26 protein-coding genes and 1 pseudogene are annotated in these 24,260 nt (G+C 72.7%); 11 read left to right on the forward strand and 16 right to left on the reverse strand.

All coding sequences use genetic code 11. The features are described from left to right. Positions 1–125: 125 nt before the first annotated feature. Positions 126–1,105, reverse strand: a pseudogene (locus tag MKW14_RS08665) (fibronectin type III domain-containing protein). Between the two features lie 377 nt (positions 1,106–1,482). Between MKW14_RS08665 and MKW14_RS08670 the strand changes: the two are divergent. After that, positions 1,483–2,178, forward strand: a complete 696-nt coding sequence (locus MKW14_RS08670) for a glycoside hydrolase family 75 protein (protein ID WP_240860685.1) — start codon at positions 1,483–1,485, stop codon at positions 2,176–2,178. Positions 2,179–2,185: 7 nt separating this feature from the next. Here MKW14_RS08670 and MKW14_RS08675 read toward each other — a convergent pair whose 3' ends face one another. Next, positions 2,186–2,947, reverse strand: a complete 762-nt coding sequence (locus MKW14_RS08675) for an SDR family NAD(P)-dependent oxidoreductase (protein WP_240860687.1) — start codon at positions 2,945–2,947, stop codon at positions 2,186–2,188. Between the two features lie 133 nt (positions 2,948–3,080). Between MKW14_RS08675 and MKW14_RS08680 the strand changes: the two genes are divergently transcribed. Next, complete coding sequence (locus tag MKW14_RS08680) at positions 3,081–3,719, forward strand: TetR/AcrR family transcriptional regulator (RefSeq protein WP_240860689.1); 639 nt, start codon at positions 3,081–3,083, stop codon at positions 3,717–3,719. On the opposite strand, the gene MKW14_RS08685 is transcribed toward MKW14_RS08680, so the two are convergent. From MKW14_RS08685 to MKW14_RS08710, 6 genes are all read right to left on the reverse strand, one after another. Next, complete coding sequence (locus MKW14_RS08685; protein ID WP_240860690.1) at positions 3,712–4,248, reverse strand: GNAT family N-acetyltransferase; 537 nt, start codon at positions 4,246–4,248, stop codon at positions 3,712–3,714. The genes MKW14_RS08680 and MKW14_RS08685 overlap by 8 nt on opposite strands. Positions 4,249–4,261: 13 nt before the next feature. Further along, the gene (locus tag MKW14_RS08690; RefSeq protein ID WP_240860692.1) at positions 4,262–4,672 is read right to left on the reverse strand and encodes a PTS-dependent dihydroxyacetone kinase phosphotransferase subunit DhaM; all 411 of its coding nucleotides are present in this window, start codon (positions 4,670–4,672) and stop codon (positions 4,262–4,264) included. Next, on the reverse strand, positions 4,665–5,264 hold the full coding sequence (gene dhaL / locus MKW14_RS08695) for a dihydroxyacetone kinase subunit DhaL (RefSeq protein WP_240860700.1): 600 nt from the start codon (positions 5,262–5,264) through the stop codon (positions 4,665–4,667). Before dhaL ends, MKW14_RS08690 begins: the two co-directional genes overlap by 8 nt. A gap of 45 nt (positions 5,265–5,309) precedes the next feature. Continuing rightward, entirely contained in the window at positions 5,310–6,302 is a 993-nt protein-coding gene (gene dhaK, locus MKW14_RS08700; RefSeq protein WP_240860702.1) for a dihydroxyacetone kinase subunit DhaK, read from the reverse strand. Between the two features lie 184 nt (positions 6,303–6,486). Further along, positions 6,487–6,855 carry an ArsR/SmtB family transcription factor gene (locus tag MKW14_RS08705; protein WP_240860708.1) on the reverse strand — a complete coding sequence of 123 codons (369 nt, stop codon included), beginning with the start codon at positions 6,853–6,855 and terminating at the stop codon, positions 6,487–6,489. Continuing rightward, positions 6,852–7,310, reverse strand: a complete 459-nt coding sequence (locus MKW14_RS08710; RefSeq protein ID WP_240860710.1) for an SRPBCC domain-containing protein — start codon at positions 7,308–7,310, stop codon at positions 6,852–6,854. The genes MKW14_RS08705 and MKW14_RS08710 overlap by 4 nt, the downstream gene beginning before the upstream one ends. Positions 7,311–7,595: 285 nt before the next feature. Between MKW14_RS08710 and MKW14_RS08715 the strand changes: the two genes are divergently transcribed. Together MKW14_RS08715 and MKW14_RS08720 are read left to right on the forward strand one after the other, a co-directional pair. Further along, positions 7,596–8,270 (forward strand): helix-turn-helix domain-containing protein, encoded by a 675-nt coding sequence (locus tag MKW14_RS08715; RefSeq protein ID WP_240860712.1) that lies wholly within the window; start codon positions 7,596–7,598, stop codon positions 8,268–8,270. Between the two features lie 115 nt (positions 8,271–8,385). Continuing rightward, complete coding sequence (locus tag MKW14_RS08720; RefSeq protein ID WP_240860714.1) at positions 8,386–8,826, forward strand: pyridoxamine 5'-phosphate oxidase family protein; 441 nt, start codon at positions 8,386–8,388, stop codon at positions 8,824–8,826. Between the two features lie 113 nt (positions 8,827–8,939). Here MKW14_RS08720 and MKW14_RS08725 read toward each other — a convergent pair whose 3' ends face one another. Both MKW14_RS08725 and MKW14_RS08730 read right to left on the reverse strand, forming a co-directional pair. After that, a complete protein-coding gene (locus tag MKW14_RS08725) occupies positions 8,940–9,305 on the reverse strand; it encodes a ferredoxin reductase domain-containing protein (RefSeq protein ID WP_308314588.1) in 366 nt (121 codons plus the stop codon). A gap of 65 nt (positions 9,306–9,370) precedes the next feature. Next, entirely contained in the window at positions 9,371–11,326 is a 1,956-nt protein-coding gene (locus MKW14_RS08730; protein ID WP_240860716.1) for a PAS domain S-box protein, read from the reverse strand. Between the two features lie 319 nt (positions 11,327–11,645). Between MKW14_RS08730 and MKW14_RS08735 the strand changes: the two genes are divergently transcribed. The 4 genes from MKW14_RS08735 (at position 11,646) to MKW14_RS08750 (ending at position 16,626) form a co-directional block, all read left to right on the forward strand. Then, complete coding sequence (locus MKW14_RS08735; protein ID WP_240860718.1) at positions 11,646–12,452, forward strand: universal stress protein; 807 nt, start codon at positions 11,646–11,648, stop codon at positions 12,450–12,452. Between the two features lie 109 nt (positions 12,453–12,561). After that, the gene (locus MKW14_RS08740) at positions 12,562–13,146 is read left to right on the forward strand and encodes an Rv1733c family protein (RefSeq protein ID WP_240860719.1); all 585 of its coding nucleotides are present in this window, start codon (positions 12,562–12,564) and stop codon (positions 13,144–13,146) included. 159 nt (positions 13,147–13,305) lie between these two features. Further along, positions 13,306–14,118: a universal stress protein gene (locus tag MKW14_RS08745; protein ID WP_240860721.1), complete on the forward strand. Its 813-nt coding sequence runs from the start codon at positions 13,306–13,308 to the stop codon at positions 14,116–14,118. Between the two features lie 123 nt (positions 14,119–14,241). Continuing rightward, a complete protein-coding gene (locus tag MKW14_RS08750; RefSeq protein ID WP_240860722.1) occupies positions 14,242–16,626 on the forward strand; it encodes a phosphoketolase family protein in 2,385 nt (794 codons plus the stop codon). Positions 16,627–16,778: 152 nt separating this feature from the next. On the opposite strand, the gene MKW14_RS08755 is transcribed toward MKW14_RS08750, so the two are convergent. The 5 genes from MKW14_RS08755 to MKW14_RS08775 all read right to left on the reverse strand — a co-directional run bounded on the left by MKW14_RS08755 (position 16,779) and on the right by MKW14_RS08775 (position 19,872). Further along, the gene (locus tag MKW14_RS08755) at positions 16,779–17,465 is read right to left on the reverse strand and encodes a type 1 glutamine amidotransferase domain-containing protein (RefSeq protein ID WP_240860724.1); all 687 of its coding nucleotides are present in this window, start codon (positions 17,463–17,465) and stop codon (positions 16,779–16,781) included. Between the two features lie 90 nt (positions 17,466–17,555). Then, on the reverse strand, positions 17,556–18,149 hold the full coding sequence (locus tag MKW14_RS08760; RefSeq protein WP_240860731.1) for a TetR/AcrR family transcriptional regulator: 594 nt from the start codon (positions 18,147–18,149) through the stop codon (positions 17,556–17,558). A 45-nt stretch (positions 18,150–18,194) separates the two neighbouring features. Beyond that, positions 18,195–18,650: a pyridoxamine 5'-phosphate oxidase family protein gene (locus MKW14_RS08765; RefSeq protein WP_240860734.1), complete on the reverse strand. Its 456-nt coding sequence runs from the start codon at positions 18,648–18,650 to the stop codon at positions 18,195–18,197. An 89-nt stretch (positions 18,651–18,739) separates the two neighbouring features. After that, the gene (locus MKW14_RS08770; RefSeq protein WP_276619036.1) at positions 18,740–19,375 is read right to left on the reverse strand and encodes a CBS domain-containing protein; all 636 of its coding nucleotides are present in this window, start codon (positions 19,373–19,375) and stop codon (positions 18,740–18,742) included. Between the two features lie 92 nt (positions 19,376–19,467). Beyond that, positions 19,468–19,872: a hypothetical protein gene (locus MKW14_RS08775; RefSeq protein WP_240860748.1), complete on the reverse strand. Its 405-nt coding sequence runs from the start codon at positions 19,870–19,872 to the stop codon at positions 19,468–19,470. 255 nt (positions 19,873–20,127) lie between these two features. Between MKW14_RS08775 and MKW14_RS08780 the strand changes: the two genes are divergently transcribed. Further along, the gene (locus tag MKW14_RS08780; protein WP_240860749.1) at positions 20,128–20,820 is read left to right on the forward strand and encodes a response regulator; all 693 of its coding nucleotides are present in this window, start codon (positions 20,128–20,130) and stop codon (positions 20,818–20,820) included. Here MKW14_RS08780 and MKW14_RS08785 read toward each other — a convergent pair. After that, positions 20,801–21,076, reverse strand: a complete 276-nt coding sequence (locus tag MKW14_RS08785; protein ID WP_240860751.1) for a hypothetical protein — start codon at positions 21,074–21,076, stop codon at positions 20,801–20,803. The two genes, MKW14_RS08780 and MKW14_RS08785, sit on opposite strands and share 20 nt — an antisense overlap. 260 nt (positions 21,077–21,336) lie before the next feature. Between MKW14_RS08785 and gap the strand changes: the two genes are divergently transcribed. Next, complete coding sequence (gap, locus tag MKW14_RS08790; protein WP_240860752.1) at positions 21,337–22,365, forward strand: type I glyceraldehyde-3-phosphate dehydrogenase; 1,029 nt, start codon at positions 21,337–21,339, stop codon at positions 22,363–22,365. 127 nt (positions 22,366–22,492) lie between these two features. After that, positions 22,493–24,217 (forward strand): GAF domain-containing sensor histidine kinase, encoded by a 1,725-nt coding sequence (locus MKW14_RS08795; protein WP_240860754.1) that lies wholly within the window; start codon positions 22,493–22,495, stop codon positions 24,215–24,217. Positions 24,218–24,260 lie beyond the last annotated feature (43 nt).

Below are 24,260 nucleotides of genomic sequence, written 5' to 3' on the forward strand. Positions count from 1 at the left end.
TACATCCCTGGTGCCGCCGAGGGTCGGGGAACACCCGTGCTGCCTCAGGGGCAGCCAATGCGCCCACGGCCCGCCGCGCATGCGGACGGCCCCCGCTCCGGTGACGGATTCCTTCGTCCGGCCCATCAGCCGGTCGTCACGGTCCGCTCCGGGGAGAACCCGCCCCAGGTGCCGTCGGGCAGCCGGGCCCTGATCCGCACCCGATGGCTCACCCCCGCCTGCCGGCCCACGTAGAAGGAGTACGACGCCCGTTCGCGCGGCGCGTTCCCGCCGTACACGAGTGAGGTCGCCGTCCGCCCGTCCAGCAGGATCCGGTACTCGCCGACCACGCCGTCCGTGCGCGGCGGGACCAGGAGAGGTCCAGGAAGTACGCCCCGTCGGCACGGTGGCCGGTCACACGGAAGCCGGCGGGCGCGGTGCCGCGGCCGTCGTCGCTGCCGGGGGTGGTGAGCCGGACGGCGGGGCCGGGCGGGGAGAGGTTGTCGGCCGCGTCGCGGGCGCGGACGGTGAAGACGTACCGGGCGCCCGGCCGCAGCCCGGTGACCACGGTCGCCGTCTGGTCCCCGCCGACACTGTGGATCTTCGCGGTCCCCTGATAGATGTCGTACGACAGCACGGCCGTGTCGTCCCTGGACGCGGACCAGGCCAGCTGCACCTCCCGGCCGCCGACCGCCCGGCCGCTGGTCCGGCCCGGGCGGGTCGGCGGAGTGTCGTCGGCCGGGACGGCGGCCGGAGTCGTCGCGCGGACCTCCCCGCTGGGCGGCCCGAGGCGGCCCTGTGTGTCGCGCGCCCGCACGGTGAAGACGTACATGGTGGACGGCCTGAGCCTGGTGACGTCCACCATGTGCTCGGCAGCGGGCACCTCCGCGGCCTTTGTGGTGCCGCGATACACCTCGTAGCCGCGCACCCGGGGCTGGGCGGACACCGCGTCCCACATCACGTGCACACTCCTGGAGCTGCCCGCCGCCGCGGTGACGCCCCCGGGAGCGCCCGGCGCCCGACCTTCGGCCCCGTCTCCGTCGCCGCCCCAGCCGCAGGAACAGACCAGGACCAGGCCCGCGACGGGCGCGAGGAGCCGGCGGGGGAGTACGGCGGCACGGGGCACGGCTTCGCCTCCCGAGGGACGTGACGGAATGGTCCGTACCAATATGGCGCTGTTGTTGCAGGTACATCAAGAGGGCGTCACAGCGCCACGGGTGGTGACCTGGGCCCGTGGCCGTTACGTATGCTGAAGGTCCTCGCGGCTGAACTCTCCTTGGGGGACGGTCAGTTCATGCCGGTGGCGCGGACCGCTGTCGTCGCTGATCCCGCGCCGGACGCGGGTGGCCGGGCGGCCGAAGCCGACGCGGGCTCAGCTGCCCGGCCCCTGCCCGGACTCCGGGGGCGTGCACCGGACGGCCCCTCAGCGGTAGCCGCACGAGCAAACGGGCAACACATTGGGCTGAGTGTTCGTCAGTGTTCCCCAGGAGAGGGTCCCCCATCGTGCGTGTCCAGTCGCTGACGCTGGCCGCGGCCTGCGCCGCCCTGCTCGCCCCGGCCGCGCTGCCCGCGGCCCAGCACCGCATCGCCGGGGAGCCGGTGGCCTGGCGGGAGGGCGAGGTCGGGGCCGCCGACCTGCTGGCCAAGGTGCGTGACTGCGCCCAGGTCTCGCGCGGCCGCTACCGCAGCGACGAGGGCGCCCGGGCCACCGTCCCGGTCTGCGCCACGCGCGACGCCGTCTTCTGGAAGGCCGACCTGGACATCGACTGCGACGGCCGGCCCGGGCCGCGCTGCAACCGCCGCACCGACCCGTTCTTCTCCGCCGCCACCGCCTTCCAGCAGTCCGACGGCCGCCAGCTGAGCGCGGAGAGCCTGCCGTACATCGTCGTGCCGGCCGTGAGCCGCGTCTGGAACCACGGGAGTCACGGGGTGCGCGGCGGTTCGGTCGCCGCCGTCGTCTACCGGGACCGGGTGCAGTACGCGGTCGTCGGCGACATCGGCCCCCGGGGGATCATCGGCGAGGCCTCCTACGCCACCGCCCGGGGGCTCGGCATCACCCCCGACCCGCGCGGCGGTGGCGCGGCCTCCGGCGTCACCTACATCGTCTTCAAGGACTCCCAGGTCAAGCCGATCGAGGACCACGCCGCCGCCGTCGCCACCGGACAGCGGCTGGCGCGGCTGTTCGTGCGGGGGAAGTGACCGGGCGTCAGACCGCCGACCAGCCGTCGTCCACGGGCAGCACCACACCGTTGATGTTGCTCGCCGCGTCCGAGGCGAGGAACACGATGGCGGCGGCCTGCTCCTCGGGCCGGGCGACGCGGCCGAGGTTGACGAAGTGCGGGCCGAGCGCGGCCGGGCCGTGCGCGGCCTGGTCGGCGTCCACCGCGATGTTGGTCGCGGTACCGCCCGGGGCGATGGCGTTCGCCCGGATGCCCTGCTTGCGGTACATCACCGCGAGCGACTTGGTGAGCCCCACCACCCCGTGCTTCGAGGCGGTGTAGGCCGCGCCTGCCGCGCTGCCGCGCAGGCCCGCCTCCGAGGCCGTGTTGACGACGGCGCCCCGGCCCGCCGCCAGCATGTGCGGCAGCACCGCCCGCGTCAGCAGGAACGGCGCGGTCAGGTTGATCCGGATCACCCGCTCCCACTCGGCGTCGCTCACGTCCGCCAGCGCCGACATACGGTCCATGATCCCGGCGTTGTTCACCAGGACGTCCACCCCGCCGAACCGCTCCACCGCCGTCTCCGCCACCCGGTCGACCACGGCCTGCTCGCTCAGGTCGCCCACCACGGCTACCGCGGTGCCGCCCGCCTGCACGATCTCCTTGACGGTGGCCCGCGCGCCCTCCTCGTTGAGGTCCGCGACCAGGACCCGGGACCCTTCCGCCGCGAAGGCCAGGGCGGTGGCGCGCCCGATGCCCGAGCCCGCACCGGTGACGATGACGCTTCTTCCGTCGAGTCCGCTGGCCATGGTGCTGCTCCTGTTCGTCGTGCGGGACGGGTCTCCCGGCGCTTCGAGGCTCACCATACGACTTAATGTCTGCGAGTGACATAAATTCGTGGTGGAGAATTCCCGAGGACCGATCACGGAGCCGGAGGAGCACATGACCGCAGCCCGCGGGCGTACGGGACGACCGCCCCTCACCGAGGAGCGCAAGGCGGAGATCCGGCTGGAGATCGCGCGGGCCGCGGTGGACCTGTTCGTCATCCAGGGCGTCACGGCCACCACCGGCGAGCAGATCGCCCGGGCCGTGGGTGTCTCCGCACGGACCGTGTGGCGCTATTTCCCCAGCAAGGAGGCCTGCGTACGGCCCCTGTTCACGGCCGGCATCGACCTGCTCGCCGCCCGTCTGCGGGAATGGCGGCCCGGCCGGCCGCTGGAGGAGATCTTCGCGCCCGAGAACACGACGGACCTCCAGCTCGTCGCGGGCCCGGACCGGGCCACCGTGGGGGCGCTGGTACGGCTGACCCGCACCGAGCCGGGACTGCGCGCGGTCTGGCTGCAGACGTACGACGAGGCCGAGCCGGTGTTCGCCGCCGCCCTCGCCGAGCGCGCCGGACTGCCGGCCGGTGATCTGCGGCCGGTCATCCAGGCGGCGATGTTCAACGCGGCCCTGCGGGCGGCGGTCGAGCACTACGCCTGGCACACCGCGGACACGGAGCCCGACCTCGCGACGGCGGAGGCCGAGCTCCTGGCCACGCTGCGCACGGCCCTCAAGACGGCGGCCGACGGCCTTACTTGAGACCCCGCCGGGCCAGGTCCAGGCGCATCCGCACGTAGTCGGCGCCCCCGGGCCCGGGCCGGTGATGCCCGTCCGGCCGCCAGCCATGCCGCGCGTAGAAGCCCTGGGCCCGGCCGTTGCGCTCCCAGGCCTCCAACACGCCGGTCGTCAGCGAGGCCTCACGCAGCAGGCGCACGAACTCGGCGTGCAGCAGGCCGCCGACGCCCTGTCCCCAGGAGCCCGGACGGACATGGATCTGGTAGAGCTGGCCCGCGGTCGCCGCGTCCACATCGGGTTCGTACGGAGGCCCGATCATCAGGATCCCCGCGAGCCCGCCCGCCCGTTCGGCGCAGACCACGGTCATGTCGTCGGACCGCACGGCCCGCAGCCAGCCTTCCCGCCGACGGGCGTACGCCTCGGGGGAGTCGAGCTCCGCCGTCGGCACTCCGCCCGCCGCGTAGTAGGCGGTACGGGCCTGGGTGTGCAGGTCGGTGATCGCCTCCACGTCGTCGGGGTTCGCGGTCCGTAAGAGAGTTGTGGAACTGGTCATGATCGGCTGTCGCTCAGGCCTTCCGGTAGGTGTACGCCTCCGCTGCCGCCGCCTCGACCGCGGCGAGGTCGGCCCCGGCCGCCGCCGTGACGACCGCGGCCACCGCGCCCTCCACGAACGGGGCGTCCACGAGGCGGGTGTTGGCGGGAAGTTCGTCGCCCTCGGCGAGCAGCGCCTTCACCGTGAGCACGGCACTGCCGAGATCGGTGAGCACGGCCACCCCGGCGCCCCGGTCCACGGAGGCGGCCGCCGCGGCGATCAGCTCCGCGCTCGTGCCGAGCCCGCCGCCCTCGGTGCCGCCCGCGGGGGCGACGGGCACCGACGTCCCGCCGCCCGCCAGCCCCTTCGCCAACTCGGCGACGGACGCGGCGACTTCCGCGCTGTGCGACACCAGCACGATGCCGACCGTCCTGTCGTCACTCACCGGCCGCCTCCGCGAGCCCCGCGATCAGCAGCGCCGACGAGGTGGCGCCGGGGTCCTGGTGGCCGACGCTGCGCTCGCCCAGATAGCTGGCCCGGCCCTTGCGGGCCTGCAGCGGCGTCGTCGCCAGCGCACCCTGCTCGGCCGCCGTCCGGGCCGCCGGGAAGCCGTCGCCGAGCGCGTCCACGGCCGGCACCAACGCGTCGATCATGGTCTTGTCGCCCGGTGCGGCACCCCCGAGCGTCATCACCGCGTCCACCCCGGCCCGCAGCGCCTCGGCCAGCTGCGCCTCGTCTACCTCGGCCGCATCGCCCAGCGCCTTGCCGGTGCGGCGCAGCAGCGTGCCGTACAGCGGCCCCGAGGCACCGCCGACGGTCGAGATCAACTGCCGTCCGGAGAGCGTCAGGACCGCACCGGGGGTCTGCGGTGCCTCCTTCTCCAGCGCCGCGATGACGGCCTTGAAGCCGCGCTGCAGATTGCTGCCGTGGTCGGCGTCCCCGATGGGCGAGTCGAGAGCCGTGAGCCGCTCCGCCTCGCGGTCGACGGACGCGGCGGTCGCCGTCATCCAACGGCGGAAGAACTCGGCGTCGAGCACTGGATCTCCTTGCGTGGTAGGTACGTTGACACCCGGCCCGCCGTGCTACATCCCCCAGCGCAGCCCGGGCGTCCTCACCGGCGCGTCCCAGAGGCGGAGCAGCTCCTCGTCGACCTGGCACAGGGTGACCGAGGCGCCCGCCATGTCGAGGGAGGTGACGTAGTTGCCGACCAGGGTGCGGGCGACGGCCACACCGCGTTGGGTGAGCACCCGCTGGACCTCGGCGTTGAACCCGTACAGCTCCAGCAGCGGGGTCGCGCCCATGCCGTTGACCAGGACGAGCACCGGATTGCGGGGGGTCATGTCGTCCAGGATCGCGCCCACCGCGAAGTCGGCGATCTCGCCGGACGTCATCATCGCGCGCCGCTCCCGGCCGGGCTCGCCGTGGATGCCGATGCCCAACTCCAGCTCGCCGGGCGGCAGATCGAAGGTGGGGCTGCCCTTGGCGGGGGTGGTGCAGGCGCTGAGGGCGACGCCGAAGCTGCGGGAGTTCTCGTTGACCTGCCGGCCGATCGCCTCCACCCGCTCCAGCGGCTGCCCCTCGTCCGCCGCGGCGCCGGCGATCTTCTCCACGAAGAGCGTCGCGCCGGTGCCGCGCCGGCCCGCCGTGTAGAGGCTGTCGGTGACCGCCACGTCGTCGTTGACCAGCACCTTGGCGACCTGGATGCCCTCGTCCTCGGCGAGTTCGGCCGCCATGTCGAAGTTCAGGACGTCACCGGTGTAGTTCTTCACGATGAACAGCACACCGGAGCCGCTGTCCACGGCCGCCGCGGCCCGCACCATCTGGTCCGGCACCGGGGAGGTGAACACCTCGCCCGGGCAGGCGGCCGACAGCATGCCGGGGCCCACGAAACCGCCGTGCAGCGGCTCGTGCCCCGAGCCGCCGCCGGAGATCAGGGCGACCTTTCCGGCCACGGGGGCGTCCCGCCGTACGATCACCCGGTTCTCCACGTCGACCGTCAGCTCGGGATGGGCCGCGGCCATGCCCCGCAACGCGTCGGCTACCACGGTTTCCGGAACATTGATCAACATCTTCATGGGTTCCTCCTGGTGAGACGCGCGTCCGGCTCCTGGGCCCGTACTTGCGGCCACTCTCGGAAGTATCCGCGTTCGGAGGGCGAAGGTCACGTGGACGGCGGGATCCCGCCGCGTCCCGAAGGCCCGGGCGGGGGTCTCGGTGGGGCGCGAGCCGGTCCCCACTGGTGGGAGCCGGGCGGGCCTTTCAGGGACCGTCGGTTTCGCCGGCTGAGGGCTCGGCGTCCTCCTCGGCCAGCGCCTTGATCGACCGCAGACGGCCCTCCCACTGCTCCGCCAGGGTGTCCAGCCAGCGGGTGGTGCGCCGCAGCGGCTGGAGGTCCGCGGTGTAACGGACCTCGCGTCCGGCCCGCCGCCCACGCACCAGTCCCGCGCGCTCCAGGACGGCCAGATGCTTGGCCACCGCCTGCCGTGTGACCGGGAGGGGCGCGGCGAGGGACGTGGAGGTCGCGTCGCCGTCGCGGACGAGGGCGGCGATGATCTGGCGGCGGACGGGGTCGGCCAGCGCCAGCAGGACGTCCTCGGGCGCGTGCACGCCGCCGTACGCTCCCGTCATGCCGCAGGTTGCTCGCACTGCTCGCGCAGCTGGTCGAGCTTGCCGGGCCAGTTCCGGCTGTTGGCGCGGTGGCGATCGGCGGCCTCGTCGGCGGGCAGGCCGAGCCGGGCGAATCCGCTCTCGACCATGGTCAGCCGGGTGGCTCCCGCACTCTCGTCCCAGGTGAGCGTGAAGGTGACGAGGGTGGCGTTGGCATCGGTCGGTTCCTCGCCCGCGGCGCCCTGGGACCAGCGCCAGGAGAAGGTGTGCGGCGGATCGACCGTCTGGATGCGGGCCGGGATCGTGCCGTGGACGCCGTGGTCGAAGAGCAGGAGGCCGTCGGGGCGCAGCTCGACCTTGACCGGGTCGCCGTTGCCGAACCAGCGGCCCAGGAAGGCGGGTTCGGTGAGAACCGTCCAGACCCGTTCCACGGGCGCGTCGATCAGGATGTCGCGTTCGATGACGTCGGGAAGCATCGCGACCTCGTCTCGTAGGGATGCGCTACCACCAGGTTGCACGTCGAGCGCGGTATGCGCAACCACTTGGTTGCGCATACGGGGAGACCGGTGGGACTGCGGAGCCGAGGGGGCGACAGCTCAGTCGGTCACGGCACGACGTCCTCCGGTCGGCCCCGTAACCAGGGCCGACCGGCCCAAGTGCGGACATACCCACCCGGACACCATGGGGTAGAGGGCCACCCGTGCGTCGTACGCGTTCGTCCGCACACGGGCGGCCGATCCGACGAGAGGGAGTGGCGGGCCATGACGGAAAAGGCATCTTCCCCGGCCGTCGAGGCACACGCGCCGGGTGATCTCGGGCGTCGGCTCGTCGCACGGCGTACGGAACTCGGCCTGAGCCGCGAGCAGGCCGCCGACCGGGCCGGTATGGCGCCGGGCTATCTGCGGTACGTCGAGGAGCACCCCGGTGCCGCGCCCGGCCCGGGCGTCCTGCTGCGGCTCGCGGAGGCGTTGGAGACCACCGTGCGGGACCTCACCGGCGGTGACACCGAGATGCCTCCGGGGTCCGGGCGGGCCGTTCGCGAACCCGAGTTCGTCGAGCTGAGCGCCACGGAGTGCCGGGCCCTGCTCGACACGCACGGTGTGGGACGGATCGCGGTGCCCACCGCATCCGGGCCCCTGGTCGTGCCGGTCAACTACAGCGTCGTCGACGGCGCGATCGTCTTCCGTACCGCACCGGGCACCACGCCCGCGCGGGCCTCCGGGCACCGGGTCGCCTTCGAGGTCGACCGGATCGACGACGCCTTCAGCAGCGGCTGGAGCGTGCTGGTGCGGGGGTACGCGGAGATCGTGACGGACCCCGCCGAGGCGGGCCGGCTCGCCGAGCTGGCCCACAGCACGCCCTGGGCGGGCGGACGGCGCGACCAGTGGGTGCGGGTGGACCCCCTCGCCGTCACCGGGCGCCGTATCGCGGTGTGATCCGGGACGTTCCGCGGCGGGACGGGGACCGATGGTCCCTCACCCCGAGGGCTCGCCCGGCGCAGGATGGACGGAACGCTCCAGCGATGTACCCAGGTGAGAGACGGACTGGCCCATGTATCCGAACGACGGTTTCCGCGAACTCGAACGGCCGGAGTGCCTGCGTCTGCTGGCGAAGGTGCCCGTCGGGCGCATCGTCCACACGCGGCAGGCCCTGCCGGCCGTGCTGCCCGTCAACTTCACCCTGGACGGCGACGGCGCGGTGCTGCTGCGCACCTCGGCGGCCTCGGAGCTGGCCCGCGCGGTCGACGGCGTGGTCGTGGCCTTCGAGGTCGACGAGGTCGACGCGGCCACCCACTCCGGCTGGAGCGTGGTCGTCACCGGTTCGGCGACGGTGGTGAAGGACCCCGCGGAGCACGAGCGCCTGACCCGGACCGGACCGCGATCCTGGGTGCCCTCACCCCGCGAGGTCTTCGTACGCATCGAGCCGGAACTCGTCACCGGCCGCGAACTGGTCGGCGGCCGCAGCCTGTACGGGGTACGACTGGCCCCCTGAGCGTTCCCGGACCCCGGCCGACCGTCCCGGGTCACGGCCGGCCGAACAGCCTGGTGGCACCGTCCCTTTCGGACGGTGCCACCAGGCTGTCGTGTGTCAGGCCGTGCCGTGTGTCAGGCCGTGGGGTCCGGCAGCCAGAGGTCGGGGCCGAAGACCTCGTACCGGATGCGCCGTGCCGGGACGCCGGCGCCGAGCAGCTGGGCGCGTGCGTCGCGCATGAAGGGCAGCGGACCGCGCAGGAACACCGTGGCGTCGTGGGGGAGTTCGATGTCGCTCAGGTCCATGAGCCCGGTACGGGAGCCGGGTTCCTCCGGCCCCGGCCGTTCGTACCAGAACTCGGCCCGTGCGCCCGGCAGTTGCGCGACCAGGTCACGGGTCTCGGTGCGCAGGGGGTGGTCGGCGGGGGAGCGGTCGGCGTGCAGGACGAGCACCGGGCGGGTGGCGCCGACGGATTCGAGGTGGGCCAGGATGCCCGCCATCGGGGTGCAGCCGATGTCTCGGCGGTACCGGGTTGTCCCGTCAGGCCTCTCCTCGCCGCGGACGTTCACAACTTGAGCGTGAACCAGGTGGTCTTGCCCTCGTCGGTGGGCCGTACCCCCCAGTCGTCGGCGAGCGCCCGGACCAGCAGCAGGCCCCGTCCGGACTCCTCGTCGTCGGCGGCCAGCCGGGGCTGGGGCAGGTGCGGACTGTGGTCGCTGACCTCGACGGTGAGGTCGGTGTCGGTGCGGCGCAGGTGCAGGCCGATGGGGCCGACGGCGTGCTGGACCGCGTTCGTGAGGGTCTCCGACAGCAACAGGACCGCGTCGTCCGTGGCCGTGGCGCAGTCCCAGGCCTCGAGGGCCTGGTGCAGGAAGGCACGCGCTTCGGGCACCGACGACGGTACGGCGGGCAGGTCGGCGCTGATGGAGGCCAGCGGGGCGGCGGGCAACTGGGCCAGCAGCAGGGTGACGTCGTCGTTGTGGCTGTCGGCGTCGGGCAGGAGGCTCGCCAGCACCCGGTCGGCCACGGCCTCCAGACCGGGGGCCTCGGCGAAGGACCGGCCCAGAACCGCGGTGAGTTCCTCGATCCGGCCCTCGATGTCGCTGCCAGGAGTCTCGATCAGTCCGTCGGTGTAGAGGACGAGGGTCGCGCCGGGCGGGATCGCCGTACTGGACTGCTGGTAGAGGACGCCGCCGACGCCGAGCGGGGCGTTGACGGGCGAGTCGAGGTTGCTGACACCCTCGCCGGGCAGGGCGACCAGGGTGGGCAGATGGCCGGCCGAGCACACGGTCACCGTCCCAGCGTCCGGGGCGATCACCAGATAGCAGCAGGTGACCAGTTGGTCGGGTACGTCGAGGTCGGCCACGCAGGTGTCCAGGGCCTGCATCAGCTGGCGCGGCTGCATGCCGGTCTTGGCGAGGGCGTGTGCGGCCGAGCGCAACTGGCCCATCACGGCGGCCGCTTCCAGGCCGCGGCCCATCACGTCGCCCATGAGCACACCCACCCGGTCGGCGCCCAGCGGGATCAGGTCGAACCAGTCGCCACCCACACCGGCGCCCTGGGTGGCGGGCCGGTAACGGCTCGCCGTGGCCAGGCCCGGGATGGCGGACGGGGCGCCCATGAGGCTGCGCTGCAGGGTCAGGGCGATGTGCCGCTGCTGCTCGTACAGCGCGGTGAGTTCGGCCTCCGCGCGCTTGCGGTCGCTGATGTCCCGCACGATGGCGCAGGCGCCCACGACCGTGCCGTCGGTGTCGCGGGTGGGCCACAGTGTGACGTCGACGTCCAGCAGGTCGCTGGTGTTGGTCATCCGCAGCGTTTCGAAGTGCTCGACCTTCTCGCCGTGCCGCAGCCGCTTCAGCAACGCGCTGACCTCGTCCCGCAGTTCCGGCGGGGCGAGCAGCGACACGTGGCGGCCGATGGCCTCCTCGGCGGTGTAGCCGTACAGACTCTGGGCGGCGGCGTTCCAGTAGGTGATGTATCCGTCGAGGGTCTTGGCCAGGATCGCGTCCTGCGAGGACTCGACGAGCGCGGCCAGTTCGTTGATGCGGGCCTCGGCGGCCTTGCGGTCGCTGACGTCCCGGACGGCCGCCGACACCAGAAGTCCGTCGGTCGTCTCCAGCGGACTGAGGCTGATCTCGACCGGGAACTCGGTGCCGTCCTTGCGCAGGCCGTGCAGGTCCAGTCCGGCGCCCATCGGGCGGACCTGGCGGTTGGCGGTGTAGCCGTGGCGGTGCCCGGTGTGCTGCTCGTGGAAGCGGTGCGGCATCAGCAACTCGACGGGACGGCCGAGCAGTTCCTCGCGCCGGTAGCCGAACAGGGCCTCGGTCTGGGCGTTGACCAGCCGGATGGTCCCGGTGTCGTCGACGATCACCATGGCGTCCGGGGCCGCCTCCAGAAGCCCCCTGAACCGCTCCTCGGCCGCCCCCGTCCCGCTCTCCCGGAGCTCCGCACCGCAGCGGCAGCCGTCCCATTCGGCCACTCCGGCGGCCGTGGCCGTACCGACTCCTGCGAACTCACTCATGCCAACCCCCAGTTCACCGCGCGCGGTGGGTCGGGCCATCCCAGCGCACCCGCCCCCGCCCCGCCACCGGATGTCGCCTACTGTCCGCGCGCTGACCGAAGCTGTCCGTCACCGCCTTCGGAAAACGCCGACACCGCCGCCTGCCGCCCGAACCTGCTGCGCAGGCAAGCCGCCGTGCGCGGGCGGCGGACGTGCGGGGGCCGGTGGCCCGTACGAGGGCCGGTCGGGCGTTGCCGGGGTCTGGTCGGCCCCGTGCGGTGTGCGGGCCGCCGCTCGACGCTGGGGACCGTCACGCAGATCCGGATGAGGGAGGGGTGTCATGAACGGTCACGGTCCGGTCGTGGTGGGAGTCGACGGTACGGCGGCGGGTCTGGCCGCCGTGGAGGCCGCGGCGTGGGAGGCCGACCGGCGCGGTGCGGCGCTTCAGCTCGCGCATGCGCTGACGTGGGCCTCGCCGCACGTCCCGGCCGGTGTGGCGCCCTGGGATCCGGACGGTGCCCGAGCCCGGGACCGGGTCAACCGGGCCTTCTCGGACGCCGAGGGCCGGGCCCGCCGGGTCGCGCCGCACCTCGTGATCACGCGTGAGGTCCTGGTCGGCGCGCCGGACACGGTTCTGGAGTCCGAGTCGCGCGCCGCGTCCCTCGCCGTGGTGGGGGCCCACCGGATCGAGGGCGCGCGCGGCCGTCTGCACGGCTCGGTCGTCGGCCGGCTGACCGCAAGGGCCGGGTGCCCGGTGCTGGTCGTCGGCGGCAGGCACACGCGGACCGGTCCCGTCGTCCTGGCGGCGGACGAGTCGGCCGCGGCCCGGGAAGCCGCGGAGTTCGCCTTCGCCGAGGCCTCCGAGCGCGGCACCGACCTGGTGGTGCTGCACGCGCGGCGCAGCGGTCGTACGACGGCCGACGCGCTGTCCGGACTGCGCGAGAGGTATCCGCACGTCACCGTGCGTACTCCTTCGGCCCGCGGCCGCCGTCACCGTGCCCTCGTCGAGGCGAGCGTCGACGCCCAGCTCGTCGTGGTCGGCGTGCGGCGCGGCGGTACGACGGCCGTACTGCGGGGCTCCGAAGGCCGGTCCGTCCTGCGCGACGCCCACTGTCCTGTCGCCCTGGTGCCCGCCGCCGACCGGTGACCGACGCGCGGACCGCGCGGCCCTCCCCTCCGCCGCGATGGAGTGAGACCGTTTAGGTGGGTCCCTTTAGGTGGGTCCGTCCCATTGCGCCCGTAAGGGGGTGTGACCGATGCGGAAGCTCCGCCGGGGGAAGGTCCTGGGATGGCGCTGGCGCCGAAACCCCCTGCGCCGGCCCAGCGACGTGGTCGAGGCGTGGATCGTGCTGGTCGCCTGGACCGTCGCGATCGCGGGGGCGGTCGTCGCGGGGGTGATCGGCTCGCAGATCGCGCATCGAGCGGTGGAGCACGACCGGGCGGGACGCCTGCCCGTGTCCGCCGTGCTGGTGAAGGCCGTGCCCGGCGGCCGGGACCTGGTCACCGGGTTCAAGTACGACCGGGTCCGGGCCACGGTCCGCTGGACCGACGCGAAGGGAATCACGCGCACGGGCGTGACGGACGTGAGGACCACCGTGAAACCGGGCAGCGCGTTGACCGCGTGGACGGACGGCCGCGGCCGGCTGGTGGCCGCGCCCATGAACACCGCCGAGGCGACGACCCGCGTGATCCTGGCCGGCACCGGAGCCGCCCTGACCGCCGGGCTGACGGTGCTGGGCGCCGGGTGCCTGGTACGGCTGCGGGTGCAGCGGCGTGCCACCGAGCAGTGGGGTGCCGAGTGGGAGCGGGTCGGCGGCCGGTGGGGACACACCACCGGCTGAATCCGCTGAGCCGGTGCACACCACCGGCTGAATCTGCTGAACCGGCTGAACGTCACGGGGGTCGCTTTCCGTACGGGCGGGACCGATGGCCCCTGACCGCCCCCGGCGCCCCGGCCCACGATGACACCGTCAGACCGCACCCACGGGAGGAGCAGTGTCATGACCGCCCAGCACGTGGCCGTCGGAGTCGACGGCTCACTCATCGCCGTACGAGCGCTCGATCTGGCCGCCGAGGAGGCGGTCCGGCGCGGTGCGACCCTGCGCGTCGTGTACGCCGTGTCCGACCGCGACGAAGCCGCGCCGATCCTCGCCGCGGCCGCCGAACGGATCCGCGACCGTCACCCCGGGCTGCCCTTCGAGACCGAGGCCGCCGAGGACGACCCGGTCCGCGCCCTGGCCCGCGAGAGCGCCGGAGCGGCCCTCACCGTCGTCGGCACCCGGGGTCTCGGCACGGTCGGCGGCACCCTGTTCGGCTCCGTCAGCCTGCGGCTGGCCGCGCACACGCACGGACCGCTGATGATCGTCCGCGGCGACCACCCCTGCGGCGACGACCGCGCGGTGCTGCTCGGGCTGGAGAGCGACGCCGACGCCGAAGCGGCCGCCCACGCCTTCGAGGCGGCGGAGCGGCGCGCGGTGCGGCTGCGTGTCCTGCACACCCCGGCGCACCGGCACACCGCCCCCGAACTGCCCTCGCCGATCCCCGCGACCAGCCCCGGCCAGCGCCGGCAGGCCCAGGAGGAGCGGGCGGAGGAGGCCGTGTCGCGGTTCGGCATCGCCCGGCTGCGGCAGGCACACCCGTCGGTCACCGTCGACACGGGGACGGTGCGCACCGGCCCGGCCCACGCCCTGCTGGACGCCACCCGCGAGTGCGCGGTCGTCGTCATCGGCCGCCATCGGCACCTCGGCCCCGTCGCGCACACCCTGCTGCACCGCTCGCACTGCCCCGTGGTGCTGGTCCCGGCCACCGATTGACCCTATTTCCTAGCCCGGATGGGTCGGTCGGCCCTGTCGGGTACCCGTCGGCCGGTGGAGGGTGAGGAAGTGCGGACCGGCATGCACCTCCGATCCGAATTCCGATCCGGAAGGAACCCCCAGATGTCCGTCGACACGCAGCAGGCGTCCGCTCGGCTCACCGACGACGAGCTGAGGACGCTGGACGCCCACTGGCGCGCCGCGAACTACCTGTCCGTCGGCCAGATCTATCTCATGGCCAATCCGCTGCTGACCGAACCGCTGCGCCCCGAGCACGTCAAGCCGCGGCTGCTGGGCCACTGGGGCACGTCCCCGGGCCTGAACCTGGTGCACACCCACCTCAACCGCGTCATCAAGGCCCGCGACCTGAACGCCCTGTGCATCTGGGGCCCCGGCCACGGCGGGCCCGCCGTACTGGCCAACGCCTGGCTGGAGGGCTCGTACTCCGAGACCTATCCGGACGTCTCGCGGGACGCGCGGGGCATGGGGCGGCTGTTCAAGCAGTTCTCGTTCCCGGGCGGGGTGCCCAGCCATGTCGCGCCCGAGACGCCGGGCTCGATCCACGAGGGCGGCGAGCTCGGCTACTCGCTCTCCCACGCCTACGGCGCCGCACTCGACAACCCCGACCTGGTCGTCGCCTGCGTCATCGGCGACGGCGAGGCGGAGACCGGTCCGCTGGCCGCCTCCTGGCACTCCGACAAGTTCCTCGACCCGGTCCACGACGGCGCCGTCCTGCCGATCCTGCACCTCAACGGCTACAAGATCGCCAACCCGACGGTGCTCGCCCGTCTCCCCGAGGCGGAACTCGACGAACTGCTGCGCGGCTACGGGCACGACCCGATCCACGTCACCGGCGACGACCCGGCCGCCGTGCACCAGGCCATGGCCGAGGCCATGGACACCGCGCTGGACCGCATCGCCGCCTTCCAGCGCGCCGCCCGCGAGGACGGCGAGACCGAGCGGCCCCGCTGGCCCGTGATCGTCCTGCGCACGCCGAAGGGCTGGACCGGCCCGGCGGAGGTCGACGGGCTGCCCGTGGAGGGCACCTGGCGTGCCCATCAGGTCCCGATGGCCGCCGTACGCGACAACGCCGACCACCTGCGGCAGTTGGAGCAGTGGCTGCGCTCCTACCGCCCGGAGGAACTCTTCGACGAGCACGGGGCGCCCGGCCCCGAGGTCCTGGCCTGCGTCCCCGACGGCCCCCGCCGCCTCGGGGCCACCCCGCACGCCAACGGCGGACTGCTGCTGCGCGAACTCCCGCTGCCCGAGCTGGAGAAGTACGCCGTGTCCGTCGACAAGCCGGGCGCGAGCATGCACGAACCCACCCGGGTGCTGGGCGAGTTGCTCGAAGACGTGATGCGATCCACTGCCGACCGCCGGGACTTCCGTCTCGTCGGCCCGGACGAGACCGCCTCCAACCGGCTCCAGGCCGTCTACGAGGCCAGCGGCAAGGCCTGGCAGGCCGGGACCCTGCCGGTCGACGAACACCTCGACCGGCACGGCCGGGTGATGGAGATCCTCTCCGAACATACCTGCCAGGGCTGGCTGGAGGGCTATCTGCTGACCGGCCGGCACGGGCTGTTCTCCTGCTACGAGGCGTTCGTGCACATCGTCGACTCCATGGTCAACCAGCACATCAAGTGGCTGCGCACCACCCGCCGGCTGCCCTGGCGCGCGCCCATCGCCTCCCTCAACTACCTGCTGACCTCGCACGTGTGGCGCCAGGACCACAACGGCTTCTCCCACCAGGACCCCGGCTTCGTCGACCACATCCTCAACAAGAGCCCCGAGGTCGTACGGGTCTATCTGCCGCCGGACGCCAACACCCTGCTCTCGGTGGCCGATCACGCGCTGCGCAGCAAGGACTACGTCAACGTGATCGTGGCCGGCAAGCAGCCCTGCTTCGACTGGCTGAGCATGGAGCAGGCCCGCGTCCACTGCGCCCGCGGCGCCGGGATCTGGGACTGGGCCGGCACCGAGAACGGCACCCGGGAGCCGGACGTGGTGCTCGCGTGCGCCGGTGACGTACCGACCCAGGAGGTACTGGCCGCCGCCCAGTTGCTTCGCCGACATCTGCCGGAGCTGGCGGTGCGCGTGGTCAACGTCGTCGACATCGCGCGGCTGCTGCCCACCGAGGAACACCCGCACGGGATGAGCGACTTCGAGTACGACGGCCTGTTCACCGCCGACAAGCCGGTCATCTTCGCGTACCACGGCTACCCGTGGCTGATCCACCGGCTCGCCTATCGCCGCACGGGTCACCGCAATCTGCATGTGCGCGGCTACAAGGAGATCGGCACCACGACCACCCCGTTCGACATGGTGGTCCGCAACGACCTCGACCGCTACCGCCTCGTCATGGACGTCATCGACCGCGTACCCGGCCTGGCGGTGCGCGCCGCGACGGTACGGCAGCGCATGGAGGACGCCCGACTGCGCCACCACGACTGGATCCGCGTCCACGGCACCGACCTGCCGGAGGTGGCGGACTGGGCCTGGGACGGCTGAGCCGCATCGCCCCGAGCCAGGTGCCCTGCCCGATGGGGGAGGGGCGCCTGGCTCAACTCTTCTGCGAAGCAGGGGAGTTCACCTGCGAGGGGCCGCGAGCGTCGGCAGCGTGCGTACAAGGCCGGACCGCGGCATGACGACGTAGGCGCTCATCAGCCGGCCTTGGTGACCAGTTCGATGACGGCGTCGGCCGCGGGGGCCGAAGAGGCCGGGTTCTGTCCGGTGATGAGCAGACCGTCCGTGAGGACGTAGGGGTGCCAGTCGTCGGTCTTGGAGTACAGGCCGCCGAGTTTGGTGAGTTCGTCCTCGACCAGGAAGGGGACGATGTCGGTGAGCTGGACGGCCTCCTCCTCGGAGTTGGCGAATCCGGTGACCTTCCTGCCCGCGACCAGCGGGGTGCCGTCCTCGTTCACGGTGTGCCGCAGCACGCCGGGTGCGTGGCACACCAGTCCCACGGGCTTGCCGGAACGCAACGTCGTTTCGATCAGCCGCGCGGAGACGGTGTCCTCGGCGAGGTCCCACAGCGGTCCGTGCCCGCCGGGGTAGAAGACCGTGTCGAAGTCGCCCGCCGAGACGGAGTCGAGGCGCACGGTGTTCGCCAGTGCCTCGGTCGCCTCCGCATCGGCCTCGAAGCGCCGGGTGTCGTCGGTCTGGAAGCCGGGCTCATTGCTCTTGGGGTCGAGCGGCGGCCGACCGCCCTTCGGTGAGGCGAGTGTGATCTCCCAGCCGGCCTCCTTGAAGCGGTAGTACGGCGCCGCCAGCTCTTCCAGCCAGAACCCGGTCTTGACGCCGGTGTCCCCCAGCTCGTCGTGCGAGGTGAGAACGATCAGAACCTTCATGACACACTCCTTGAACAGTAAATAGACCAGTCTACTAGTACGTGGAAAGCCGTGCCCCCATGGCCGGGGCGGCCATGGGACGCGGGTCTTCTACACGTGCAGAAGTCCCCGAGTCACCGTCGTGACGGTGTCGAGCGGGGCCAGGCTGCGATGGATCTTGGCCATGACGCTGGCGCCGAGCCACATGTCGTACAGGGCCTGTGCGACCTCGCGGGCCTCGCCGTCGACCGAGAGGGAGCCGTCCTCCAGGCCTTCGGTGATGGTCCGCTCGATGCGGTCGACAACGGCGCTCGTGCCTTCCTTGAGAGCCAGGCGCATCGACTCGGACAGGTCCGCCACCTCGGCGCCGAGTTTCACCGCCAGGCACTTGCCCTGGCACTCATCGAGGCTCTGCGTCTGACGCCACTGCTGCCAGTAGGTCATCAGCCGTTCGGCCGCCGACTGGCCGGAGCGGGCGAGGACGCGGTCCATGTCCGTGAGGTAGTCCGCGAAATAGCTCTTCAGGAGGGCTTCGCCGAAGGTGTCCTTCGAGGCGAAGTAGTGGTAGAAGGAGCCCTTCGGTACGCCGGCCTCCGCGAGCACCTCGTTGATGCCGACGGCCGAGTAGCCCTTGTGGGCCATGATCCGCTGGGCGGTGTCGAGGATGACCCGACGGGTGTCCTTGGCGCGCGTGGTGACCGGCATGAGGTGAACCGTAACACCCGAGTAGACCAGTCGTCTAGAGATCGCTCAGGAGGCTTCGGCGGTGATCAGGCGGATGCCGGTCACGAGGTCGGGGCGGATGCGGACCGCGTAGTCCATGGTCTGCTTCACCCAGGGGCGCAGCAGGGACTGGTAGCGGGCCAGCTCGTCGGGGTCGGTGACCAGATGGGCGTAACCGGTGGCCACCACGCTCCAGCCGAGATGCGTGGCCGGGTCGATGACGTCCGCCTCGTAGGCGACGACGACTCCCGGGTCGCCGGCGTGCCGGGTCTGCCGGGTCAGGGCGGCTCCCTCGTGTGTGCGGATGACGATGTCGCCGTCGACCAGGATGTGGTTGACGGGCCGGATCGTGGGCAGCGCGTGCTGGGTGAAGACGATCCTCCCGAAGGAGACGCCGCCCAGAAGGCGCATGGCTTCGGCGCTGTCGAGCTCGACGCTCTGACGGGGCCCGCCCGGGGGCGCCTCGGAGTGGTCAAGGGTCATGGCGGGTTCCGTACGTCCTGGGTGCGCGGCTGTGTTCGATCAGATCATTCGAGCCGAACCGGGGCCGTGCCGCTAGGGCCGGTCGGCCCTCATACGGTGCCCGCCGGACCCTTCGCCTCGACGGCGCCGAGGCCGGCGACGGGGTCCAGGTCGCCGACGGCGCCGAACCCGTCGTCGACACGGAGGGCGTTGACGACACCGACGACCCCGTCCACCTGCCAGGCCGCCCACACCGCGGATCCGATGTCGGTGCCGTCTGCCACCCGGCCCGCGAGGGTGACCATGCCGTCCCGGACGAGGACGCCGACCGCGTCCGGCGGCAGACCGAGGAGGCCGACGACGACCTCGTCGATCACCTCACGGCGGATCGTGCCGTCCGGACGCAGGAAGATCCGCAGCAGGTCACGGCGTGTGGCGATGCCGATCAGCCGGTCCTCCTCGTCCACCACGGGCAGCCGGTCGACACCGTGGCGCTCCATCGTCCGGGCCGCGTCCGGCACGGGCTGTTCGGGGTGCGCGGTGATCGCCGGGCTCGACATCAGCTCTCCGGCGGTGCCGGCCCGTACGGTGGTCCGCGCGCGCACGAGGTCGGTGCCGGAGACCACGCCGATCACCTTGTCGTCGTGGTCGACGACCGGCAGCCCGCTGATGCGGTGCCGGTCCAGCAGTCTGATCAGTTCCTTGAACGGTGTCGCCCGTCGGGCGTGGACGACCTCGTTGGTCATCACCTCACCGATGGTGCGTGGTCCCACGGCACCCACCTCCTCGCCGCGTGGGGCGACGGCCCCTCGCCGAGCGGCGAGGGACCGTGGTCCTCCTAGTCCTGCCGGTCCTGCCGGTCCTCCGCCGGGCCGCCGCGCCACGGCGGCGGTGCGGCCGTCCTGCGTGCCGTGCTGCCGCGGTGCGTGAGGCGCTCCACCTGGCCGCGCAGCCGGTCCTGGACCCGGTCGGCGAGTTCGTGGGCGCTCGCCTCGCGGGCGTGCACGACCACCACGACGCCGCCCACCCGAATCTCCCCGCCCGCGGACCACGGCCGTTCGTCGTGGTGCGCGCCGGCCCGGGAGATCCGCACCTCGCCGTCGACGGCCGGCAGTCCCGGCCGTTCGAGGGCCGCCCGCACCTTGGTCCGGACGTAGGCGAGGGCCTCCTCGCCCACGTCCCCCTCGGCGCGCACCCGCAACGACGTGACGGCGCCGCCGGCCCCGGTGTCCCTGGGAGTCATGTGCTCCACTCCTTTGATCGCTTGTCGACGCCTTCAGCCTCACCCGGGCGCCCCACCGGTCCCAGGGGCCGCCCGGCCCCCGACGCGGCCCGGGGGTCCCTCTCCGGCCGGGTGCGTGACGCGCCGGCATGGGGCCGACGAAGCGGGGGAGCCGCCCAATGAGGGCCGACCGGCCCTGGCCCCAGGGCCCTGAAAGGCGTTGGATCACGGACAGGAACCCTTCCCCGACGCGGGACACACGACGAGGAGCGTCTGATGGCGGACAGCCAGCGGCCCGGCCCCGAAGGGCCGATCCGGGTCTTCCTGCTGGACGACCACGAGGTGGTACGGCGCGGAGTGCACGACCTGCTGGACGACGAGCCGGACATCAGCGTCGTCGGCGAGGCCGCCACCGCCGAACAGGCCCTGGTGCGCGTCCCCGCCCTGCGTCCGCAGGTCGCCGTCCTCGACGTACGCCTGCCGGACGGCGACGGGGTGAGCGTGTGCCGGGAGCTGCGCTCAAGGCTGCCGGAGCTGGCCTGTCTGATGCTGACCTCGTTCGACGACGAGGAGGCGCTGCTGGACTCGATCATGGCCGGTGCCGCCGGTTATGTGCTCAAGCAGATCCAGGGCTCGGACCTGGTGTCCGCCGTGCGCACGGTGGCCTCCGGCCAGTCCCTGCTCGACCCCAGCGCCACGACCCGCCTGATGGCCCGGTTGCGCCAGGACCAGCAGAAGGAGGAGGAACCGGACACGCTGCCAGGGCTCACCGACCGGGAACGGCAGATCCTCGCCCTCATCGGCGAGGGCCTGACGAACCGTCAGATCGGCCGGCGCCTGTTCCTCGCGGAGAAGACGGTGAAGAACCACATCTCGCGGCTGCTGGCCAAACTCGGTGTGGAACGCCGTATCCAGGCCGCGGTGATCGCCACCCAGGCCCAGGACCGGCTCAGGCAGCAGGACCACTGACCGGTACGTCTCCCTGACGCCCCGGCGGGTACTCCGGGTGGATCCGGTGCGTCCCGGTGCCGTCGCGGTCGGCGAGGTCGGCCTGGGCCAGCAGCAGGCGGGCCAGGCGACGGGCCTCGCCGACGGTCAGCGCGGCCCACGTGCCCGGCTCGCCGCCCCCGACCGTGCCGACGTCCAGGGCGACCCGGGTGATGGGCCGGTCGGCCGGGGCGAGCGTCAGGCGGCGCACGGCGATCCGGCGGCCGCACGCGGTCACAAGAGGAGGATCCCCGGCTGCGCGCTGAGGGTCTCGTCCTGTCGTCGTCATCGGTCTCACGCCCTTCCTCGGCGGCTGAGGCATTCATACCCGGCGGGGTATAGGTGTCAGCGTTCGTCGAACCCGGATTGTTCCCCGCCCGGTTGGGCCGGTCGTCCCCCGGCTCGCCCCCGCCCGGCCCAAGCCGCCCCGCCCCTTCGGCGGGAGGCTGACAGCGAGACAGGACAGCGAGGACACATCGACCCGGGAGGGCGACGGGCATGAGCGTGCGCGTGGGCATCAACGGATTCGGCCGCATCGGACGCAACTACCTGCGGTGCGTGCTGCAACGCGCCGAGAGCGCCGCCGGCACCCCCGTCGAGGTCGTGGCGGTCAACGACATCACCTCGCCGGCGGCGCTGGCCCATCTGCTGGCGTACGACTCGACGTACGGCCGGCTGGGCCGCACCGTCGACCACGACGACCAGTCCCTGACCGTGCACGGGCACCGCGTCGCGGTGACCGCCGAGCGCGACCCGGCCGCCCTGGCCTGGGGCGACCTCGGCGTGGACGTCGTCATCGAGTCCACCGGCCGCTTCCGCACCCGCGAACAGGCCGGACTGCACCTGAAGGCGGGGGCCCGCAAGGTCCTGCTGTCCGTGCCGGGCAGGGACGTCGACGCCACCGTCGTGATGGGCGTCAACGAGGGCACCTACGACCCCGACAAGGACCACGTCGTCTCCAACGCCTCCTGCACCACCAACTGCGTGGCGCCGATGGTCAAGGTGCTCGACGAGCACTTCGGCATCGTCAAGGGCCTGATGACCACCATCCACGGCTACACCAACGACCAGGTGGTCCTCGACGGGCCGCACAAGGACCTGCGCCGCGGCCGCAGCGCCGCCGTCAACATCATCCCCACCAGCACCGGCGCCGCCCGCGCCGTGGGACTGGTCCTGCCCGAGCTGGCCGGGACACTGGACGGCATCGCCGTCCGGGTGCCCGTGGAGGACGGCTCGCTGACCGACCTGAGCGTCGTCCTGGACCGGCCGGTGACGGCCGACGAGATCAACGCCGCCTACCGGGAGGCCGCCGACGGACCGCTCAAGGGCGTCCTGCGGGTCTCCGACGCGCCGATCGTCTCCCGCGACGTGGTGGGCGACCCCGCCTCCTGCGTGCTCGACGCCCCGCTGACCCAGGCGCACGGCGAGCTGGTGAAGGTCTTCGGCTGGTACGACAACGAGTGGGGCTACACCAACCGGCTGCTGGACCTCACCGAGTACGTGGCCGCCCGGCTGCCGCGCGAGTGAGGCACGGCCGACGGCCGCCGCTGCGGGATCAACCTGCCCTGATCCCATGTCCCACGTCGCTCAGGACCGTTACCGTGGCACGTGACGGTATGTGGCCGACCGGTCGAGGGAATGTGGAGGATCACGGGTGGCAGGCTCGGAACACCCCGGGGAAGCCCGTGTGCGGCTGCCGCAGCTCAGGCTCGACGAGCTGCTGGAGGAGCTGCAGGCACGCCTCGACTCGGCCCGCGGCACCCGCGACCGGGTGCACAGCCTGCTGGAGGCGGTGCTCTCGGTCGGCCGGGAGCTGGACCTGGAGCAGGCGCTGCGCGGCATCGTGGAGGCGGCGGCCGCGCTGGTCGACGCCGAGTACGCGGCCCTCGGCGTGATCGGCCCGGACGGCAAGCGGCTGTCGGCCTTCCACACGGTCGGCGTCACCACAAAGCAGATCACCCGGATCGGCCCCTACCCGGAGGGCCACGGCATCCTCGGTGAACTCATCAAGCACCCCGAGCCGCTGCGCCTGTCGAAGATCTCCCAGCATCCGGCCTCGTACGGCTTCCCGCCGCACCACCCGCCGATGAACACCTTCGTCGGCGTCCCGATCCGGGTGCGCGACCAGGTCTTCGGCAATCTGTACCTCACAGAGAAGCGCGGCGGGGCGCAGTTCGACGAGGAGGACGAGTCGGTCCTGTCCACGCTCGCCGTCGCCGCGGGTGTCGCCATCGACAACGCCCGCTTGTACGAGGAGAGCCGGCTGCGCGAGCGCTGGCTGCGGGCGAACGCCGAGATCACCCACAGTCTGATGTCGGACGGTGAGGGCCCGGAGGTGCTGGGCCTGATCGCAGAGCGGGCCGGTGAGATCACCGGGTCGGCCCTGGCGGCCGTCGGCCTGCCCATGGAGGGCACCGACTCCCTCACCGTGGAGATCGCCGTCGGTCTGGAGGCCGACGCCCACCGGGGCCTCGTGCTGCCCATGGGCCGGAGCCTGATGGGTCTGGCCTTCTCCTGCGCCGCCCCGGTGACCAGCGAGGACGCCTCCCACGACGGGCGGATATCCCTGGATCCTCCCCGCTTCAAGGGACTCGGCCCCGCCGTGGCCGTACCCATCGGCACCGGCGCCGAGGGCCCCCGGGGTGTGCTCCTGCTGGCCCGCCAGACCGGTCGGCCGGTGTTCTCCGAGACGGAGATCGAGCCCCTGCGGGCCTTCGCCGCCCAGGCCGCCATCGCGATGGAGCTGGCCGAACACCGCCGGGACGCCGAGCAGATCGCGGTGCTCCAGGACCGCGACCGCATCGCCCGCGATCTGCACGACCTCGCCATCCAGCGGCTGTTCGCCACGGGTATGACCCTGCAGAGCGCGGGCCGCTTCATCGAGCACCCGGAGGCCGCGGAACGCGTCGTGCGCGCCGTGGACGACCTGGACGAGACCATCAAGATCATCAGGTCGACGATCTTCGGCCTGCGGGCCCGTGAGGGCGGCGCCGGGTCCGGGCTGCGCGCCCGCACCGTGCGGGTGGTCGGCGAGGCCGCGCCCGTACTGGGCTTCGCCCCCAGCGTCCGGATGGAGGGCCTGGTCGACACCGACGTGCCGCGGGAGATCGCCGACCATCTGATCGCCGTCCTCTCCGAGGCCCTGACCAACACCGCCCGGCACTCCGGTGCCGACCGCGTCGACGTCGTCCTGCAGACCGACGGGCGCGAGGTGCGTCTCACCGTGTCGGACAACGGCGGGGGCATTCCGGAAGAGGGCCGTCGCAGCGGCCTGAAGAACATGGCCGAGCGCGCCGAGCAGTTCGGCGGCCGGTTGGAGCTCAACCGTCCCGAGGGCGGCGGCGCCGAACTGGTGTGGCGGGTGCCGCTGGAAGGCTGATCCCCCGCATCCGGGCCATCGTGGTCCGGGCCCAGCGGCCGCC

The sequence above is a fragment of the Streptomyces gilvus genome (genome assembly GCF_022513565.1).
Classification (GTDB): Bacteria; Actinomycetota; Actinomycetes; order Streptomycetales; family Streptomycetaceae; genus Streptomyces; species Streptomyces gilvus.

What these genes read in the sequence shown, in the direction of transcription:
- MKW14_RS08675 (WP_240860687.1), bottom strand. Translation starts at nt 2,947, where the DNA reads ATGGCCAGCGGACTCGACGGAAGAAGCGTCATCGTCACCGGTGCGGGC.
- MKW14_RS08680 (WP_240860689.1), top strand. Translation starts at nt 3,081, where the DNA reads ATGACCGCAGCCCGCGGGCGTACGGGACGACCGCCCCTCACCGAGGAG.
- MKW14_RS08685 (WP_240860690.1), bottom strand. Translation starts at nt 4,248, where the DNA reads ATGACCAGTTCCACAACTCTCTTACGGACCGCGAACCCCGACGACGTG.
- dhaK (WP_240860702.1), bottom strand. Translation starts at nt 6,302, where the DNA reads ATGAAGATGTTGATCAATGTTCCGGAAACCGTGGTAGCCGACGCGTTG.
- MKW14_RS08705 (WP_240860708.1), bottom strand. Translation starts at nt 6,855, where the DNA reads ATGACGGGAGCGTACGGCGGCGTGCACGCGCCCGAGGACGTCCTGCTG.
- MKW14_RS08710 (WP_240860710.1), bottom strand. Translation starts at nt 7,310, where the DNA reads ATGCTTCCCGACGTCATCGAACGCGACATCCTGATCGACGCGCCCGTG.
- MKW14_RS08715 (WP_240860712.1), top strand. Translation starts at nt 7,596, where the DNA reads ATGACGGAAAAGGCATCTTCCCCGGCCGTCGAGGCACACGCGCCGGGT.
- MKW14_RS08720 (WP_240860714.1), top strand. Translation starts at nt 8,386, where the DNA reads ATGTATCCGAACGACGGTTTCCGCGAACTCGAACGGCCGGAGTGCCTG.
- MKW14_RS08725 (WP_308314588.1), bottom strand. Translation starts at nt 9,305, where the DNA reads ATGGCGGGCATCCTGGCCCACCTCGAATCCGTCGGCGCCACCCGCCCG.
- MKW14_RS08730 (WP_240860716.1), bottom strand. Translation starts at nt 11,326, where the DNA reads ATGAGTGAGTTCGCAGGAGTCGGTACGGCCACGGCCGCCGGAGTGGCC.
- MKW14_RS08735 (WP_240860718.1), top strand. Translation starts at nt 11,646, where the DNA reads ATGAACGGTCACGGTCCGGTCGTGGTGGGAGTCGACGGTACGGCGGCG.
- MKW14_RS08740 (WP_240860719.1), top strand. Translation starts at nt 12,562, where the DNA reads ATGCGGAAGCTCCGCCGGGGGAAGGTCCTGGGATGGCGCTGGCGCCGA.
- MKW14_RS08745 (WP_240860721.1), top strand. Translation starts at nt 13,306, where the DNA reads ATGACCGCCCAGCACGTGGCCGTCGGAGTCGACGGCTCACTCATCGCC.
- MKW14_RS08750 (WP_240860722.1), top strand. Translation starts at nt 14,242, where the DNA reads ATGTCCGTCGACACGCAGCAGGCGTCCGCTCGGCTCACCGACGACGAG.
- MKW14_RS08755 (WP_240860724.1), bottom strand. Translation starts at nt 17,465, where the DNA reads ATGAAGGTTCTGATCGTTCTCACCTCGCACGACGAGCTGGGGGACACC.
- MKW14_RS08760 (WP_240860731.1), bottom strand. Translation starts at nt 18,149, where the DNA reads ATGCCGGTCACCACGCGCGCCAAGGACACCCGTCGGGTCATCCTCGAC.
- MKW14_RS08765 (WP_240860734.1), bottom strand. Translation starts at nt 18,650, where the DNA reads ATGACCCTTGACCACTCCGAGGCGCCCCCGGGCGGGCCCCGTCAGAGC.
- MKW14_RS08770 (WP_276619036.1), bottom strand. Translation starts at nt 19,375, where the DNA reads ATGACCAACGAGGTCGTCCACGCCCGACGGGCGACACCGTTCAAGGAA.
- MKW14_RS08775 (WP_240860748.1), bottom strand. Translation starts at nt 19,872, where the DNA reads ATGACTCCCAGGGACACCGGGGCCGGCGGCGCCGTCACGTCGTTGCGG.
- MKW14_RS08780 (WP_240860749.1), top strand. Translation starts at nt 20,128, where the DNA reads ATGGCGGACAGCCAGCGGCCCGGCCCCGAAGGGCCGATCCGGGTCTTC.
- gap (WP_240860752.1), top strand. Translation starts at nt 21,337, where the DNA reads ATGAGCGTGCGCGTGGGCATCAACGGATTCGGCCGCATCGGACGCAAC.